The 14441-nt window shown below is 73.1% G+C and carries 13 protein-coding genes; 9 read left to right on the top strand and 4 right to left on the bottom strand.

Annotated elements, in window-relative coordinates:
- On the top strand, positions 1-540 hold a 540-nt coding region (locus DLJ47_RS31500; RefSeq protein ID WP_109905507.1), incomplete at its 5' end, for a TMEM175 family protein.
- On the opposite strand, the gene DLJ47_RS31495 is transcribed toward DLJ47_RS31500, so the two are convergent.
- Positions 529-2121: a phytoene desaturase family protein gene (locus tag DLJ47_RS31495; RefSeq protein ID WP_109905503.1), complete on the bottom strand. Its 1593-nt coding sequence runs from the start codon at positions 2119-2121 to the stop codon at positions 529-531. The genes DLJ47_RS31500 and DLJ47_RS31495 overlap by 12 nt on opposite strands.
- Positions 2122-2211: 90 nt before the next feature.
- Complete coding sequence (locus DLJ47_RS31490; RefSeq protein ID WP_109905501.1) at positions 2212-2931, bottom strand: TetR/AcrR family transcriptional regulator; 720 nt, start codon at positions 2929-2931, stop codon at positions 2212-2214.
- A gap of 96 nt (positions 2932-3027) precedes the next feature.
- Between DLJ47_RS31490 and DLJ47_RS31485 the strand changes: the two genes are divergently transcribed.
- Both DLJ47_RS31485 and DLJ47_RS31480 read left to right on the top strand, forming a co-directional pair.
- Positions 3028-5187: an MMPL family transporter gene (locus DLJ47_RS31485; protein WP_109905499.1), complete on the top strand. Its 2160-nt coding sequence runs from the start codon at positions 3028-3030 to the stop codon at positions 5185-5187.
- Positions 5188-5254: 67 nt separating this feature from the next.
- The gene (locus tag DLJ47_RS31480; protein ID WP_109905497.1) at positions 5255-6421 is read left to right on the top strand and encodes an alkaline phosphatase PhoX; all 1167 of its coding nucleotides are present in this window, start codon (positions 5255-5257) and stop codon (positions 6419-6421) included.
- Positions 6422-6493: 72 nt separating this feature from the next.
- Here DLJ47_RS31480 and DLJ47_RS31475 read toward each other — a convergent pair whose 3' ends face one another.
- Together DLJ47_RS31475 and DLJ47_RS37815 are read right to left on the bottom strand one after the other, a co-directional pair.
- Positions 6494-7339, bottom strand: a complete 846-nt coding sequence (locus DLJ47_RS31475) for a YhjD/YihY/BrkB family envelope integrity protein (RefSeq protein ID WP_109905495.1) — start codon at positions 7337-7339, stop codon at positions 6494-6496.
- A gap of 156 nt (positions 7340-7495) precedes the next feature.
- A complete protein-coding gene (locus DLJ47_RS37815; protein WP_342447659.1) occupies positions 7496-8467 on the bottom strand; it encodes a golvesin C-terminal-like domain-containing protein in 972 nt (323 codons plus the stop codon).
- A gap of 169 nt (positions 8468-8636) precedes the next feature.
- Between DLJ47_RS37815 and DLJ47_RS31465 the strand changes: the two genes are divergently transcribed.
- The 6 genes from DLJ47_RS31465 to DLJ47_RS31440 form a co-directional block, all read left to right on the top strand.
- Positions 8637-9188 carry a GNAT family N-acetyltransferase gene (locus DLJ47_RS31465; RefSeq protein ID WP_109905493.1) on the top strand — a complete coding sequence of 184 codons (552 nt, stop codon included), beginning with the start codon at positions 8637-8639 and terminating at the stop codon, positions 9186-9188.
- Positions 9189-9348: 160 nt separating this feature from the next.
- The gene (locus tag DLJ47_RS31460) at positions 9349-10014 is read left to right on the top strand and encodes a Uma2 family endonuclease (protein WP_109905491.1); all 666 of its coding nucleotides are present in this window, start codon (positions 9349-9351) and stop codon (positions 10012-10014) included.
- A 43-nt stretch (positions 10015-10057) separates the two neighbouring features.
- Entirely contained in the window at positions 10058-11272 is a 1215-nt protein-coding gene (dxr, locus tag DLJ47_RS31455; protein WP_109905489.1) for a 1-deoxy-D-xylulose-5-phosphate reductoisomerase, read from the top strand.
- Complete coding sequence (locus tag DLJ47_RS31450; protein WP_109905487.1) at positions 11272-12522, top strand: M50 family metallopeptidase; 1251 nt, start codon at positions 11272-11274, stop codon at positions 12520-12522. The genes dxr and DLJ47_RS31450 overlap by 1 nt, the downstream gene beginning before the upstream one ends.
- A gap of 9 nt (positions 12523-12531) precedes the next feature.
- Positions 12532-13704: a flavodoxin-dependent (E)-4-hydroxy-3-methylbut-2-enyl-diphosphate synthase gene (ispG, locus tag DLJ47_RS31445; protein ID WP_109905485.1), complete on the top strand. Its 1173-nt coding sequence runs from the start codon at positions 12532-12534 to the stop codon at positions 13702-13704.
- 148 nt (positions 13705-13852) lie between these two features.
- Positions 13853-14441: MFS transporter (locus DLJ47_RS31440; RefSeq protein WP_146228243.1), on the top strand; the 589-nt coding region annotated here is incomplete at its 3' end.

Raw genomic sequence — 14441 nt, 5'->3', positions numbered from 1 at the left:
GGTGGGAGGGCACTTCCCGAAGCCCTCGTCGACGCCTGGCCGGCCTACCTGGCGTATGTGATCACCTTCGCGATCGCCGGTCAGGTCTGGCTCGGCCACCACAACATCTGGCGGTACGTGGTCCGGGTCGACCAGATGCTGCTGGTGTTCAACCTGCTCCTGCTGCTGTTCGTCGCGGCCATCCCGTTCACCGCCGACCTGCTCGCGGACAATCTGCGCGGCAGCGCGGCGGAGCAGCGGCTGACCGCGGCACTCTACCTCGGCACCGTGCTCGGTGAGGCGGTCTGCTTCAACCTGATCTGGTGGTGCGCGCGCCGACACCGGCTGCTGCACCCCGACCTGGATCCCCAGCTGACCCGGGCGATCGCGCACCGGCTACTGCTGCGCCCGCTGCTCTACCTGGTCGCCTTCGCGTTCGTCTTCGTCCACCCGGTCCTGAGCCTCTTCCTCTACCTCGTGCTCGTCGTCCTCTACCTCATCCGCGGTCCCGGCACCCTGCCCAGCGCCGCCACCACGGCCGAGGATCGGTCAGCGACCTAGGTCGGTGAGGATGCGGCGGGCGGCGTTGTGGCCGGCGGCGCCGATGACGCTGCCCGCCGGGTGGCAGCCGGCGCTGCCGGCGTAGACGCCGTCGACCCCGGTGGCGTACGGCATCCGGTCGGTGAACGAGACGGTGTTGTCGACGTGGTGGATGTGCCCGCCGGTGATGCCGAAGTGCGCCTCGATGCCGGCCGGCGGCAGCGGCACCGCGTCGGCGATCAGGTCGCCGGTGTTGGGGGCGTACCGCTCGCAGATCGCGATCAACTGGTCGACGTACCCGGGCAGCGCCTCGTCCCAGCTGGTGCCGGCCAGCTCGTAGGGGACGGACTGGACGAAGAGCGCCGACGAGTGGTGGCCCTGCCCGTCGGAGAGCGACGGGTCGACGGTGGTGTGCAGGTACCACTCGATGGTCGGCTCCGCGGGCAGCCGGCCCGCCTGCACGTCCGCCCACATCGCGCGCAGCGCGGTCATCGGCGACTCCCCGCCGCCGATCAGCGAGGCCGAGCCGGGGAGCAGGTGGATGGTCGAGCCGAACGGGCTGGGGGCGTCCGCGGGCAGGCAGGAGAAGCGCGGCAGGCCGCTCAGCGCCAGGTTGAGCTTGAGCGTGGTGCCGGGACGGCGGACCGCCGCCATCCGCTCGGCCAGCGGCGCCGGGAGCGCGCCGTCGGGCAGCAGGTCCATCAGCCGGTACGGGTCACACGCGCCGAGCACCACCCGGGCGCCCACCTCCCGCCCGTCGGCGAGGACCACCCCGCTGGCCGCGCCGCCGGACAGGGTGATCGCGCTGACCGGGGCACCGGTCAGGATCCTCGCCCCGGCGGCCCGGGCGGCCTCGGCGAAGGTCCGCGAGACGGTGCCCATCCCGCCCTCGGCGATCATCCAGGTGCCGCCGGAGCCGGGCAGCCGGCACATGTTGTGCACCAGGAAGTTGTGGCCGGTGCCGGGGTCGTCCGGGCCGGCGTTCAGCCCGGACAGGCCGTCGGTGACCGCGTACATCGAGACGAGCAGCTCGGAGCGGAAGTCGAAGCGGGCCAGGTAGTCGGCGACCGAGCCGCGGACCAGGTCGACGAAGACCTGCCGCAGCGCCGGCCGGACGTACCGCTCGGCGGTCTCCTCGACCGGCAGCGGGTCGGCCAGCCAGACCGGCGCCAGGTCGGCGCGCAGCGCGGCCAGCTCGGCCTGAAGGGCGTCGTCGGCGGCCACGTCGGCGGCGGAGAAGAACTCCGCGAGCTGCGCCCGGGTGGCCGCGACGTCACTGCCGAAGAGCAGGTACGGGGAGCCCTCCGGGCCCGGGGTGGGCAGGAAGTAGTGCGGGTCGCGGCGCAGCACCGGGATGCGGACGTCGAGCGTGGCGAGCAGTTCCGGCGGCATCAGCCCGAGCAGGTAGGAACCGGTGGAGTGGCGCAGGCCGGGCACCTTCGGGAACGGGTTCTCCGTGCGGGTGGCCCCGCCGATCACCTCGGCCGCCTCCAGCACCAGCACGTCGAGGCCGGCGCGGGCCAGCAGGATCGCGGACACCAGACCGTTGTGCCCGGACCCGACGATCACCACGTCGGCCCGGGTCGGCAGCTCGTCACTCATGCCGCGGGAGCCTAGTGCCCGCCGGGCCCGCCGGGCAGCCCTTCGCCGCCGGTAGCCCCCGCCGACCGGCGCGTCGTCCCCGGGTCGGGCCTACCGGGGCTCGGGGCCCGGTCGTTCGCCGCCCAGCTGGGCGGCGAACGCTTCCAGCTCCAGCTCGAACAGCGCCTCGGGTTCGGTGACCGCCCAGCTCACCTGCTGGAAGACCTCCGCCGCGACCAGCCCGTAGAGCCGGGTCCAGCCGGCCAGGAAGGTGTACGTGACCTCGATCGGGATGTCGCCGTGGCTGAGCCGCAGCGGCTCCAGCCGGTCGCCGAGGCGCTCCCTGAGCAACTCGGCCGGCGGGGTGGGGAACGGCGACCGGTGCCAGAGCTCGATCATCGGCGCGAGGAAGACCGCGCCGAACCGGGCGCCGGGATGGTCCGGGTCGACGCAGTCGTCGACGAAGGCGGCCAGCCCGGGGGTCGGCGCGCCGAAGATCAGCCCGAACTCGGCCGGGTGCGTCACCGACCAGGCCCGGAACGCCCGGCACATGGCCACCAGTTGGTCGACCGGCTCGCCGCCGGCGGCGTCCCGGGCCGCCTCCAGGCACCGTCGCAGCTCGTCGTAGAGGTCCCCGGCGAGCGTCGTGACCAGCGCCTCCAGGCTGGGGAAGTAGCGGTAGATGGCGGGGGCGGTCATGCCCATGTCGCGGGCGATGGCGCGCAGTGAGACCGCGTCGATGCCGCCGGTCACCAGCAGCCGGCGGGCGCCCTCCTTGATCTCGGCGAGGGTGGCGGTACGCAGGCGTTCCCGCCGGGTTGGTGCGGTCATCCGGCTACCCCCTTGACCGAAGCGAACACTGTTGCAATAGTTAACGGCGTTCACTCAAATGATCGATGGTCACATTTTAGCCGTCAAGGGGGAGCCATGTTCGCGTGGTGGGGGCGGATGGTGGTGCGGCTGCGCTGGGCGGTGCTCGCCGCGGCCGTGCTGCTGGTCGCGATCGGATCGACCTGGGGTGCCGGGGTCTTCGGGCAGCTCACCGGGGGCGGGTTCGACGACCCGGCCAGCGAGTCCAGCCGGGCGTACGAGCGGATCACCGACGAGCTGGGCCCGCAGGGTGCCGACGTGATCGTGCTCTGGTCCAGCGACTCGGTGCCGGCCGACCAGCCGGCCTTCCGTGACCCGGTCACCGCTACCGTCACCCGGCTGCGCGAGCGCCCCGAGGTCGCCAGCGTCACCACCTGGTACGACACCCAGGCGCCCGCGCTGCTCGCCACCGACCGCCGGGCCACCTACGCGCTGGTCCAGCTCCGGCCCGCCGACGAGGACGGCAAGACGGCGGCGTACGAGGCGCTGCGCCCGGCCATCGAGACGCCCGGCGTACGGACCGAGACGGGTGGCAACGTGCCGTTCCTGCACGAGGCGAACCGGCAGACCACGGAGGACATCACCCGGGCGGAGCTGCTCTCCATGCCGGTGTTGCTGGTGCTGCTGGTGCTCATCTTCGGCGGCCTGGTCGCCGCGGCCACCCCGCTGCTGATCGGCGGGCTGGCGATCCTCGGCGGGTTCGTCGCGGTCCGGCTGGTCAACCTCGTCACCGAGGTGTCGATCTTCGCGATCAACATCATCACGCTGATCGGCCTGGGCATGGCCGTCGACTACGCGCTCTTCGTGGTCAGCCGGTTCCGCGAGGAGTTGGCCGCCGGCCGGGACACCCCCACCGCGATCCGGCGCACCATGGCCACCGCGGGCCGTACCGTGCTGGTCTCCGGGCTCACCATCGCGCTCGCCATGGCCAGCCTGCTGATCTTCCCGCAGTCCTTCCTGCGCTCGATGGGGCTCGGCGGGATGGCCGCGGTGCTGGTCGCCATGCTCGCCGCGCTCACCGTGCTGCCGGCCCTGCTCGCGGTGCTCGGGCCGCGGATCGACGCGTGGCGCGTACCGCTGCCGTGGCGGCGGGGTGGGCGGCCGGCGGCCGGCGGCGGCGCCTGGGCCCGGATCGCCCGCAGCGTGATGCGCCGGCCGGTGCGCTACCTGGTCGGGGTGGTGCTGCTGCTCGCCGTGCTGGCCGTGCCGTCGCTGCGGATGGAGTTCGGCGGCTTCGACGAGCGGGTGCTGCCCGCGGACGCCGCGCCCCGGGTGGTCTCCGAGCGGATCGCCGCGGAGTTCCCCGGCGGCACGGTCGCCCCGATCGACGTGCTGGTCACCGGGGCGCCGGCCGAGGCGGTACGCCCGTTCGCCGACCGGATCGCGGGCCTGCCCGGGGTGAGCGGCGTGCAGGTGGCCGCGAACCGGGGCGAGGCGACGCTGCTCACCGTGAGCTACCCGGGCGAGCCGACCGGCGAGGTCGCCCAGAACCTGGTCCGCCAGGTGCGCGACCTGCCCGCGCCGGGCGGGGCCGAGGTGCTGGTCGGCGGCCGGCCCGGCGCCGACCGGGACCTGCTGGACAGCCTCGCCGACCGGCTGCCGTGGATGGCGCTGCTGATGGCCGCGGCCACCCTGCTGCTGCTCTTCCTCGCCTTCGGCTCGGTGGTGCTGCCGGTCAAGGCGGTGCTGATGAACCTGGTCTCGATCGGCGCGTCGTTCGGCGTGGTGGTCTGGATCTTCCAGGACGGCCACCTCGCCGACCTGCTCGGCTTCACCCCGACCGGGTTCATCGAGCCGAGCAACCCGATCCTGATGCTCGCGGTGCTCTTCGGGCTGGCCACCGACTACGAGGTGTTCCTGCTCTCCCGGGTCCGCGAGGAGTGGGACCGGACCGGGGACAACACCGCCTCGGTGGCGGCCGGGTTGCAGCACACCGGCCGGATCATCACCGCCGCCGCGCTGCTGCTGATCATCGTGGTGGCCGGCTTCGCGACCGGCGGGATGGCGTACATCAAGCTGATCGGCATCGGCATGATCGTGGCGATCGTGGTCGACGCCACGCTGGTGCGGGCGCTGCTGGTGCCGGCCACCATGCGACTGCTGGGCCGGTGGAACTGGTGGGCGCCCGGGCCGCTGGGCCGGGTCTACCGCCGCTACGGCATCCGGGAGGGCGCCGAGCCGGAGCCGGCGGAGCGTCACCCCGCGTTCACCGCGTAGAGACTTCCATCGATGCTCCGTCGGCTCTAGCGTCGACGGGGCATCGACTCTCACCGGGAGGTCTCCGATGGACCGTCGCACCGTCCTGCGCGCCACCGTCGCCGGCGGCACCGCCGCCTTCTCGGGCAGCCTCTGGGCCTGCGCCGCGCTGGCCGCCCCCGCCCAGCCCGGCCCCGGCCCGTACGGGGAACTGCTCGCCGCCGACGGCAACGGCATCCAGCTGCCCGCCGGCTTCACCAGCCGGGTGATCGCCCGTTCCGGGCAGCGCGTCGCCGGCACCTCGTACGTCTGGCACTGGGCGCCCGACGGCGGCGCCTGCTTCCCGGCCGGCACCGGCTGGATCTACGTCTCCAACTCGGAGATCCCGCTGGCCGGCGGCGCGTCGGCGGTGCGGTTCGCCGCCGACGGGTCGGTCGCCGCGGCGTACCGGATCCTCGGCGGCAGCAACGTCAACTGCGCCGGTGGCGCGACCCCGTGGGGCACCTGGCTCTCCTGCGAGGAGGTGCCGCTCGGGCGGGTCTTCGAGACCTGGCCGCAGGGCGGCCGGGAGGCGGAGGAGCGCACCCGGATGGGCCGGTTCAAGCACGAGGCGGCGGCCTGCGACCCGGACCGCCGGGTGGTCTACCTGACCGAGGACGAGGGCGACGGCTGCTTCTACCGCTTCGTCCCGGACACCTGGGGCGACCTGCGCGCCGGCCGGTTGCAGGTGCTCTGCGCGCCCGCCGACGCCACGGCCGGGCCGGTGACCTGGCGGGATGTCCCGGACCGGGACGGCTTCCCGGTACCCACCCGCTGGCAGGTCGGCGCGGCCAAGCACTTCGACGGCGGCGAGGGCTGCTGGTACGCCGACGGGACCTGCTGGTTCACCACCAAGGGCGACAACCGGGTCTGGGCGTACGACGCGGTCCAGCAGCGCCTCGACCTGGCCTACGACGACTCGCTGGTGCCGGCCGGCGCGGCGCCGCTGACCGGGGTGGACAACATCACCGGCACCGCCGGCGGCGACCTCTACGTGGCCGAGGACGGCGGCAACATGGAGATCAACATGATCACCCCCGCCGGCGTGGTCACCCCGTTCCTGCGTTTGCACGGCCACCCGGAGTCCGAACTCACCGGCCCCGCCTTCTCGCCCGACGGCACCCGCCTCTACTTCTCGTCGCAGCGCGGCACCACCGGCGACCGCACCGGCTCCGCCGGCGTCACCTACGAGATCACCGGCCCCTTCCGCCCCTGACCGGCCCCGGCCGGTCGGCGGCGTTGAGCATGAGGTTGGCGGCATCGGGGAGCGCTCCCCACGCCGCCAACCTCATGATCGGCGCGCTTCCGGGGTGGGGTGGGTGCGGTGGCGGGAGAGGGCGAGGGTGGCGGAGTAGCCGGCCAGCACGATCACGTGGAACAGGTAGAGCCAGAGCAGCACGGCGACGCCGGCGCCGATCTCGTCGAAGCCGCCGAACGGCGCGCCCAGGTCGATCGGGAGCGACGCGAAGAGCACGAACCCGTGCAGGAAGCCGGCGAGGTTCGCCGCGGTGAACGAGCCGACGGCCAGCGCGGACAGCCAGTCCGGCGACGCCGGTCCGACCACCCGGAACACCCAGAGCAGCACCGGGGTGAGCACCAGCCACACCCCCAGGAAGGACAGCACCACCCCGAGCACCCCGAGCCAGCCGCCCTGGCGGACCAGCCCGGTGGTGGTCGGCAACGCCAGCAGGATCGACAGCAGCAGGGCCGGGGCCGGGGCGAGCAGCGGAAGCAGCAGCAGCCGGCCCCGCCAGCCGACCAGCGACTCGCCGTTGCGCGGGGTGGCCACCGAGACGAACGCGCGGCGCAGCCCCTCGCCGTAGAGCGAGGCCGGCAGCAGCGAGGCCAGCGCCAGCAGCGGGGTCAGTTCCACCCCGGCCTCGACCAGGGCGGCCATCGCCCGGGGCGCGCCGATCTCGGTCGGCAGCGTCCGCACGGCGTACGAGGTGAGCCGGCGGACCCGCTCGGCGCCCGCGACCAGCGTGGTCAACCAGATCGCCAGCAGCGCCACCGGGACCACGGCGATCGCGCCGTAGAACGTGATGGCGGCGGCGTGCAGCGACAGGTCCCGGCCGCGCACCGGGCGGAACGCCGCGGCGCCGATCCGCTTCACCCGCCGCCATCCGCCACCCATCCCGGTCCCGTACCCCTTCGCGGCAGCCGTCACTCATCAAGATCCCCGGCGCGGCCCGGCGAGGCGGGGTGCGCGTACCGGGAGGTCCGGTCGTGGCGGCGGCGACCCCGCCCGGAGCGGGTGGTCCGGGCGGGGTCGGCGGACGAGGCGTGGTGGTCAGCCCAGCGGCTGCACCTGGCCGGTGCTGCGGGTGGCGTAGAAGCAGCCGGTGGTGGGCAGGCTGGTCGCCGCCGGCGGGGTCACCCCGTCGTAGAGCGCCAGCAGGAAGTTCTGCGGGCAGCGCCGGGTGCTGCCGGTGCGGATGCCGAAGTGCAGGTGCGGCCCGGTGGAGTTGCCGGTGTTGCCGGTGAGGCCGAGCTGCTGCCCGGGTGCGACCGAGGCGCCGTTGCTGACCGACCAGGCCGAGAAGTGGCAGTAGGTGTAGACCGCTCCGTCGGTGCCGGTGAGGTTGACGCCCTGCCCGCAGGAGCTGTCGTTGATGATGGTCACGGTCCCGGCCCGCACGGCGTACGCCCGGGTGCCGGTGCCGACCGGGAGGTCGATGGCGGGATAGTCGTGGTGCGGGTCGTCGTACTCGCTGCGCGGCAGCGCGCTCTTCGGCAGCGGCAGGGCGAACGCGGGGTTGCCGGAGGTGGACGTGATCCGCACGGCGTCCGCGACGACGTAGCCCGTGCCGTTGGTCCACCGGCTGACCCCGACCACGGGCCGGTCGCCGGCGGCCAGGGTGAAGGTGCCGAGGCTGACCCAGCGGCCACCGTTGGCGCGCTGGTTCACCACGACTGTCTGGTTGCCGCTGCTGGTCGCGACGATGAACGGGGTGGCGTCGTTGTAGCCGGCGTCCGCCGGGTACCACACCTCGACGAGGTGCGCGCCGGTCGCCGTGATCGACGCGCTGAACCAGGCGGCGTCGCTGCCGCCGGTGTACGGCGTCGCGAACCGGTAGTCCGCGCCGTTCTTCTGGCTGGACCAGGACGACGTGCCCCAGTTGGTGCTGGCGGTGAAGCGCCCGGCGGTCGCGTTGTCCACGGTGACGGTCGCCGCGGACGCGGATCCGGCCGGGCCGAGCAGCACCATGGCGGCTGCGGTCAGCCCGCCGACCAGGGCGCGCGCGGCGGTGGCGAGTTTCACGGAGTCCCTCCCGGGGGTCAGGGGTGCGCGGGGCGGTGGAGTGAAGGTATTTAACCAATACCGATCGATGATCGTAAGAGACCTACATCGATCAGGGTCGGTGAAATCGCGGCCGCGGTCGCCCGCGCCGGCCCCGCCCGGCCGCCCCGACTCGTTAAGATCGCCGGCCATGACCGTTCTCACCACGGACCGCCTGGTCCTGCGGGACTGGACCGCCGATCCGGCCGACCTGGCCCGGATCTGGGACATCTACTCCCGGGTCGAGATCACCCGCTGGCTGGCCGCGTCCGGGCTGCCGCTGACGGACCCGGCGCAGGCCGCCGACCGGTTGCGGATCTGGCGCGAGCGGCACGCCGACCACGGCGGCCGGTACGGCACCTGGGCGATCGAGGTACGCGACACCGGGCGGGTCGCCGGCACCCTGATCCTCAAGCCGCTGCCCGGCGCGGACGGGGTGACGCCCACCGACGACATCGAGGTGGGCTGGCACCTGCACCCCGACTCGTGGGGTCACGGGTACGCCACCGAGGCGGCCCGGGCCGTGCTGGCCCGCGAGTTCGCCGCCGGCACCCGGCAGGTGTACGCCGTGGTCGCGCCGGGCAACGACCCGTCCATGGCGGTCTGCCGCCGGCTCGGCATGACCCACCTCGGCCGGCGCACCGACTGGTACGCCGGCGAGGTGCTGGAGACGTTCGTCCTGGCCGCCCCCGCCAAGGCTTGATCCACTCGCTTGGCCGCATGTCGGGGCGTCCCGGTCGGCTGGAGCCCCGACATCCCCCATCCGGGACGCCCTGACGGGCAGGCCGTGCGATCCGCGCCGCGGCGGGGCGGCGGCACTAGGCTGGGCTGACGATGATGGTCCGCTGAGAGGGTGAGCTTGGATGGCCCAGGCCGCGTTCACGCCGGAGCCCGATCCGGCGCCGCTGGCGACGCCGCAGCCCACCGAGCCGTCGTTCGACGTGCTGCGGTGGCACGACGAGCCGTGGACCGCCCAGCTCGCCCTCGACCTCTTGCCGGAGACCAACGGCCCCAAGGTCGAGGTCCTGAGCGGAAGCGTCATCGTGACCCCCCAGGCTGGATATGACCACCAGGATGCCGAGCTGGACCTCGCCTACCTGCTCAAGCAGGCGGCCCGGCGGGCCAAGCTCTGGCTCTACATCGAGACGAACGTCGTGTCGGGCGACGACCTGTTCATTCCGGACATCGTTGTCCTGAACGTGCCCGGCGGTGGCCGCACGACGATGGACATCCGCCACGCGGTCCTGCTCGGAGAGATCGTCTCGCCCCGCAACCGGCGCAAGGACGTCATCGACCGTCCCCGCGAGTACGCCGCGGTCGGGGTGCCGTTCTTCCTCCGTGTCGACCTGCGCAATCGGGTGCCCACCATCGCGCTCTTCGAGTTGACCGAGGGGGAGTATCGGCCCGTCGCGGCCGCTGCCGCCGGTAGTTCCTTCGTCATGCGGGAGCCGTTCGACTTCTCGGTGGACCCGGCCGAGTTGCTGGGCGACGAGGCGCCCGTGGAGGAGTCGGCGACGGGGGAGGGCTGAGGCTCCCGGCGGGCGCGGGGACGGGCTGGGGAAGAATGACCGGGTGACCTCCCCCAGAGAACTGGTCCTGCTCGGCTCCACCGGGTCGATCGGGACCCAGGCCATCGACATCGTGCGGCGCAACCCGGACCGGTTCCGGGTGGTCGCGCTCGGTGCCGGTGGCGGCAACGTCGACCTGCTCGCCGCCCAGGCTCTGGAACTGGGCGTCGACGCGGTCGGGGTGGCGAAGGCCTCCGCGGCCCAGGACCTCCAGCTCGCCTTCTACGCCGAGGCGAGCCGCCGGGGCTGGGCCAGCGGCGACTTCAAGCTGCCGAAGATCGTGGCCGGGCCGGACGCGATGACCGAGCTGGCGCAGTGGCCCTGCGACATCGTGCTCAACGGCGTGGTGGGCTCGCTGGGGCTGGCGCCGACGCTGGCCGCGCTGCGCGCCGGGCGTACCCTCGCGCTGGCCAACAAGGAGTCCCTCGTCGCCGGCGGCTCCCTGGTCAAGGCCGCGGTGACCCGGCCGGAGCAGATCGTGCCGGTGGACTCCGAGCACTCGGCGCTGGCCCAGTGCCTGCGCGGCGGGAGCCGGGGCGAGGTGCGCCGGCTGATCGTCACCGCCAGCGGCGGGCCGTTCCGGGGGAAGCGGCGCGACGAGCTGACCGAGGTCACGCCGGAGCAGGCCCTGGCCCATCCGACCTGGAACATGGGCCCGGTCGTCACGATCAACTCCGCCACCATGGTGAACAAGGCGCTGGAGGTGATCGAGGCGCACGAACTGTTCGACGTGCCGTACGCCGACATCACCGTGATGGTGCACCCGCAGTCGGTGATCCACTCGATGGTGGAGTTCACCGACGGCTCCACCCTCGCCCAGGCCAGCCCGCCGGACATGCGGCTGCCGATCGCGCTGGGCATCGGCTGGCCGGACCGGGTCGCCGACGCCGCCGCCGCCGTCGACTGGACCAGGGCGCACACCTGGGAGTTCGCGCCGCTGGACGACTCGGCGTTCCCGGCCGTCGCGCTGGCCAAGGCCGCCGGCGAGGCCGGCCGCTGCCGCCCGGCGATCTACAACGCGGCGAACGAGGAGTGCGTGGCCGCCTTCGTGGCCGGCCGGCTGCCGTTCCTGGGCATCGTCGACACCCTCGAACGGGTCCTCGAGGAGGCTCCCGATTTCGGCGAACCAGGTACCGTCGAGGACGTGCTCGCGGCGGAGTCGTGGGCGCGCGCGCACGCGCAGGAGATCATCATCGCGGGTTCGGTGGAAGGAGCTTGATGGCGTACCTGCTCGGGGTGGTGCTCTTCGCCCTCGCCATCCTCATCTCGGTGAGCCTGCACGAGGCGGGCCACATGCTCACCGCCAAGGCGTTCGGCATGAAGGTCACCCGCTACTTCGTCGGCTTCGGCCCGACCCTCTGGTCGTTCAGGCGCGGCGAGACGGAGTACGGCGTCAAGGGCATCCCGCTCGGCGGCTTCTGCAAGATCGTCGGGATGACGCCGCAGGATGACGACGTCGACCCGGCGGACGAGCCGCGGGCCATGTGGCGCTTCCCGGTCTGGAAGCGGACGATCGTGATGTCCGCCGGCTCGATCACCCACTTCGCTCTGGCGCTGGTCGCGCTCTGGGTGATCGCGGTCACCGCCGGCCTGCCCAACCCCGACTTCCCGAGCAGCGAGGCCGAGATCCGCAAGGAGCCGGCCGTCATCCAGCTCTCCGAGTGCGTGGTGCCGGAGAACGCGGTCCGCCCGTGCACGCCCGCCGACGCGGCCAGCCCCGCCGCACAGGCGCAGCTGCGCGACGGCGACCGGATCACCGCGGTCAACGACACGCCGATCAACAACTACGGCGACCTGCTCACCACGCTGCGCACGCTCTCCCCGGGCGACACGGCGCGGATCGCGTACGTCCGGGACGGCCAGCCGGGCAGCACGGAGGCGGTGCTGGCGAAGACCCAGCGCCGGCCGCTGGACGACCCGAACGGCGCTGTCGGGGACGTGGCCGCGCTCGGCGTCGGCCTGATCCCCAGCACCCCCACCCGGACGACGTACGGGCCGGTCGCCGCGTTCGGGGCGACCGCCGACTTCACCGGCGACATGGCGGTCAACACGGTGCAGGCCCTGCAACGGATCCCGCAGAAGATCCCGGCCCTGTGGACGGCGATCACCGGCGGCGAGCGGGACGTGGACACCCCGATCAGCGTGGTCGGCGCCAGCCGGCTCGGCGGCGAGGCCGTGGAGAACAACGCCTGGCTGCTCTTCTTCATGCTGTTCGTCTCGCTGAACTTCTTCATCGGCGTGTTCAACCTGCTGCCGCTGCTGCCGCTGGACGGCGGGCACATCGCGATCGCCTGGTTCGAGCGGGCCCGCTCGTGGCTCTACGCCCGGATCGGCCGCCCCGACCCGGGCCGGGTCGACTACCTCAAGCTCATGCCCTTCACGTACGCGGTGATCCTGATCGGTGGCGCGTTCACGCTGCTGACCATCACGGCGGACGTCGTCAACCCGATCACGCTCTTCTCAAGGTGAGTGCCTGAAGTGACCGCTGTCAGTCTCGGTATCCCCGCCGTACCGCCCCCGCCGCTCGCGCCGCGCCGGGCCAGCCGCCAGATCATGGTCGGTTCGGTGCCGGTCGGCGGTGGCGCGCCGGTCTCCGTGCAGTCGATGACCACCACCCTCACCGCCGACGTCAACGCCACGCTCCAGCAGATCGCCGAGCTGACCGCGTCCGGCTGCCAGATCGTCCGGGTCGCCGTGCCCAGCCAGGACGACGTCGAGGCGCTGCCGGCGATCGCGAAGAAGTCGCAGATCCCGGTCATCGCCGACATCCACTTCCAGCCGAAGTACGTCTTCGCCGCGATCGACGCCGGCTGCGCCGCGGTCCGGGTGAACCCGGGCAATATCCGGCAGTTCGACGACAAGGTCAAGGAGATCGCCAAGGCGGCCGGCGACGCCGGGGTGCCGATCCGGATCGGCGTGAACGCCGGCTCGCTCGACAAGCGGCTGCTCGCCAAGTACGGCAAGGCCACCGCCGAGGCGCTGGTCGAGTCGGCGCTCTGGGAGTGCTCGCTCTTCGAGGAGCACGGCTTCCGGGACATCAAGATCTCGGTGAAGCACAACGACCCGGTGGTGATGATCCGGGCCTACCGCCTGCTCGCCGAGAAGTGCGACTACCCGCTGCACCTGGGCGTCACCGAGGCCGGCCCGGCCTTCCAGGGCACCATCAAGTCGGCGGTCGCCTTCGGCGCGCTGCTGGCCGAGGGGATCGGCGACACCATCCGGGTCTCGCTGTCGGCCCCGCCGGTGGAGGAGATCAAGGTCGGCGCGGCGATCCTGGAGTCGCTCGGGCTGCGCGAGCGGGGCCTGGAGATCGTCTCCTGCCCGTCCTGCGGCCGGGCCCAGGTGGACGTCTACAAGCTCGCCGAGGAGGTCACCGCCGGCCTGGAGGGGCTGCCGGTGCCGCTGCGGGTGGCCGTGATGGGCTGCGTGGTGAACGGCCCCGGTGAGGCCCGCGAGGCCGACCTGGGCGTGGCCTCCGGCAACGGCAAGGGCCAGATCTTCGTCAAGGGCAAGGTGGTCAAGACCGTGCCCGAGGCGCAGATCGTGGAGACGCTGATCGAGGAGGCGCTGCGCATCGCCGACGAGATGGGCGCCGAGCTGCCCGAGGAGCTGCGCGGGCTGCTTCCGGGGGCGACCGTCACCGTGCACTGAATTGTCCGTCCCGCCGGTGGGCGGGTGCGGGGTCACCGAAGGGGTGGCCGCTCCGTCGGGAGCGGCCACCCCTTCGCCGTACGCGGGGCCGGATGGTGGGAAGGCGGATGCAAACCGTACGTACGTCTTGTTAAGGTCCCGGGGTGCGATGCGATTCCTTCCTGCACCGGGCCCGGCCCGCGTCCTCGCCCTCGGCACCCTCGTCCGCACCACCGGGCGCGGCCTGTGGATGGTGGCCAGCGCGCTCTTCCTCACCCGCTCAGCCGGCCTGAGCGCCACGGAGGTCGGGCTCGGGCTGACCGTGTCGGCCCTGGTCGGCCTGCTGGCCAGCACCCCGGCCGGATACCTGGCCGACCGGCTCGGCCCCCGGGCCACCCAGATCGTCGCGCTGGTCGCGAGCGGCGCGCTGACCACCGCGCTGGTGGCCGTCGGATCGCTTCCCGCGTTCCTCGCCGTCGGCGCGGCCACCGCCGTCGCCGACGCCGTCGACCGGGGCGCCAAGGGCGCGCTCATCGCCGGCTCCGTCCCGGCCGACCAGCGCGTCCGCACCCGCGCCCACCTGCGGGCCACCACCAACGTCGGGATCTCGGTGGGCGCCGTGCTCGCCGGCTTCGCGCTGGCCGCCGACACCCGGGCGGCGTACGTGGCGCTGATCCTCACCACAGCGGTGACCTACCTGCTCGCCGCTGCCATCTTCACCCGGCTGCCGTACCTCCCGCCCACGCCCGCCCCCGTGC

It is taken from the genome of Micromonospora sp. S4605 (assembly GCF_003176715.1).
Classification (GTDB): domain Bacteria; phylum Actinomycetota; class Actinomycetes; order Mycobacteriales; family Micromonosporaceae; genus Micromonospora; species Micromonospora echinaurantiaca.
The sequence above is the reverse complement of the archived record's forward strand: the minus strand, read 5'-3'. Positions and strand labels throughout refer to the sequence as shown.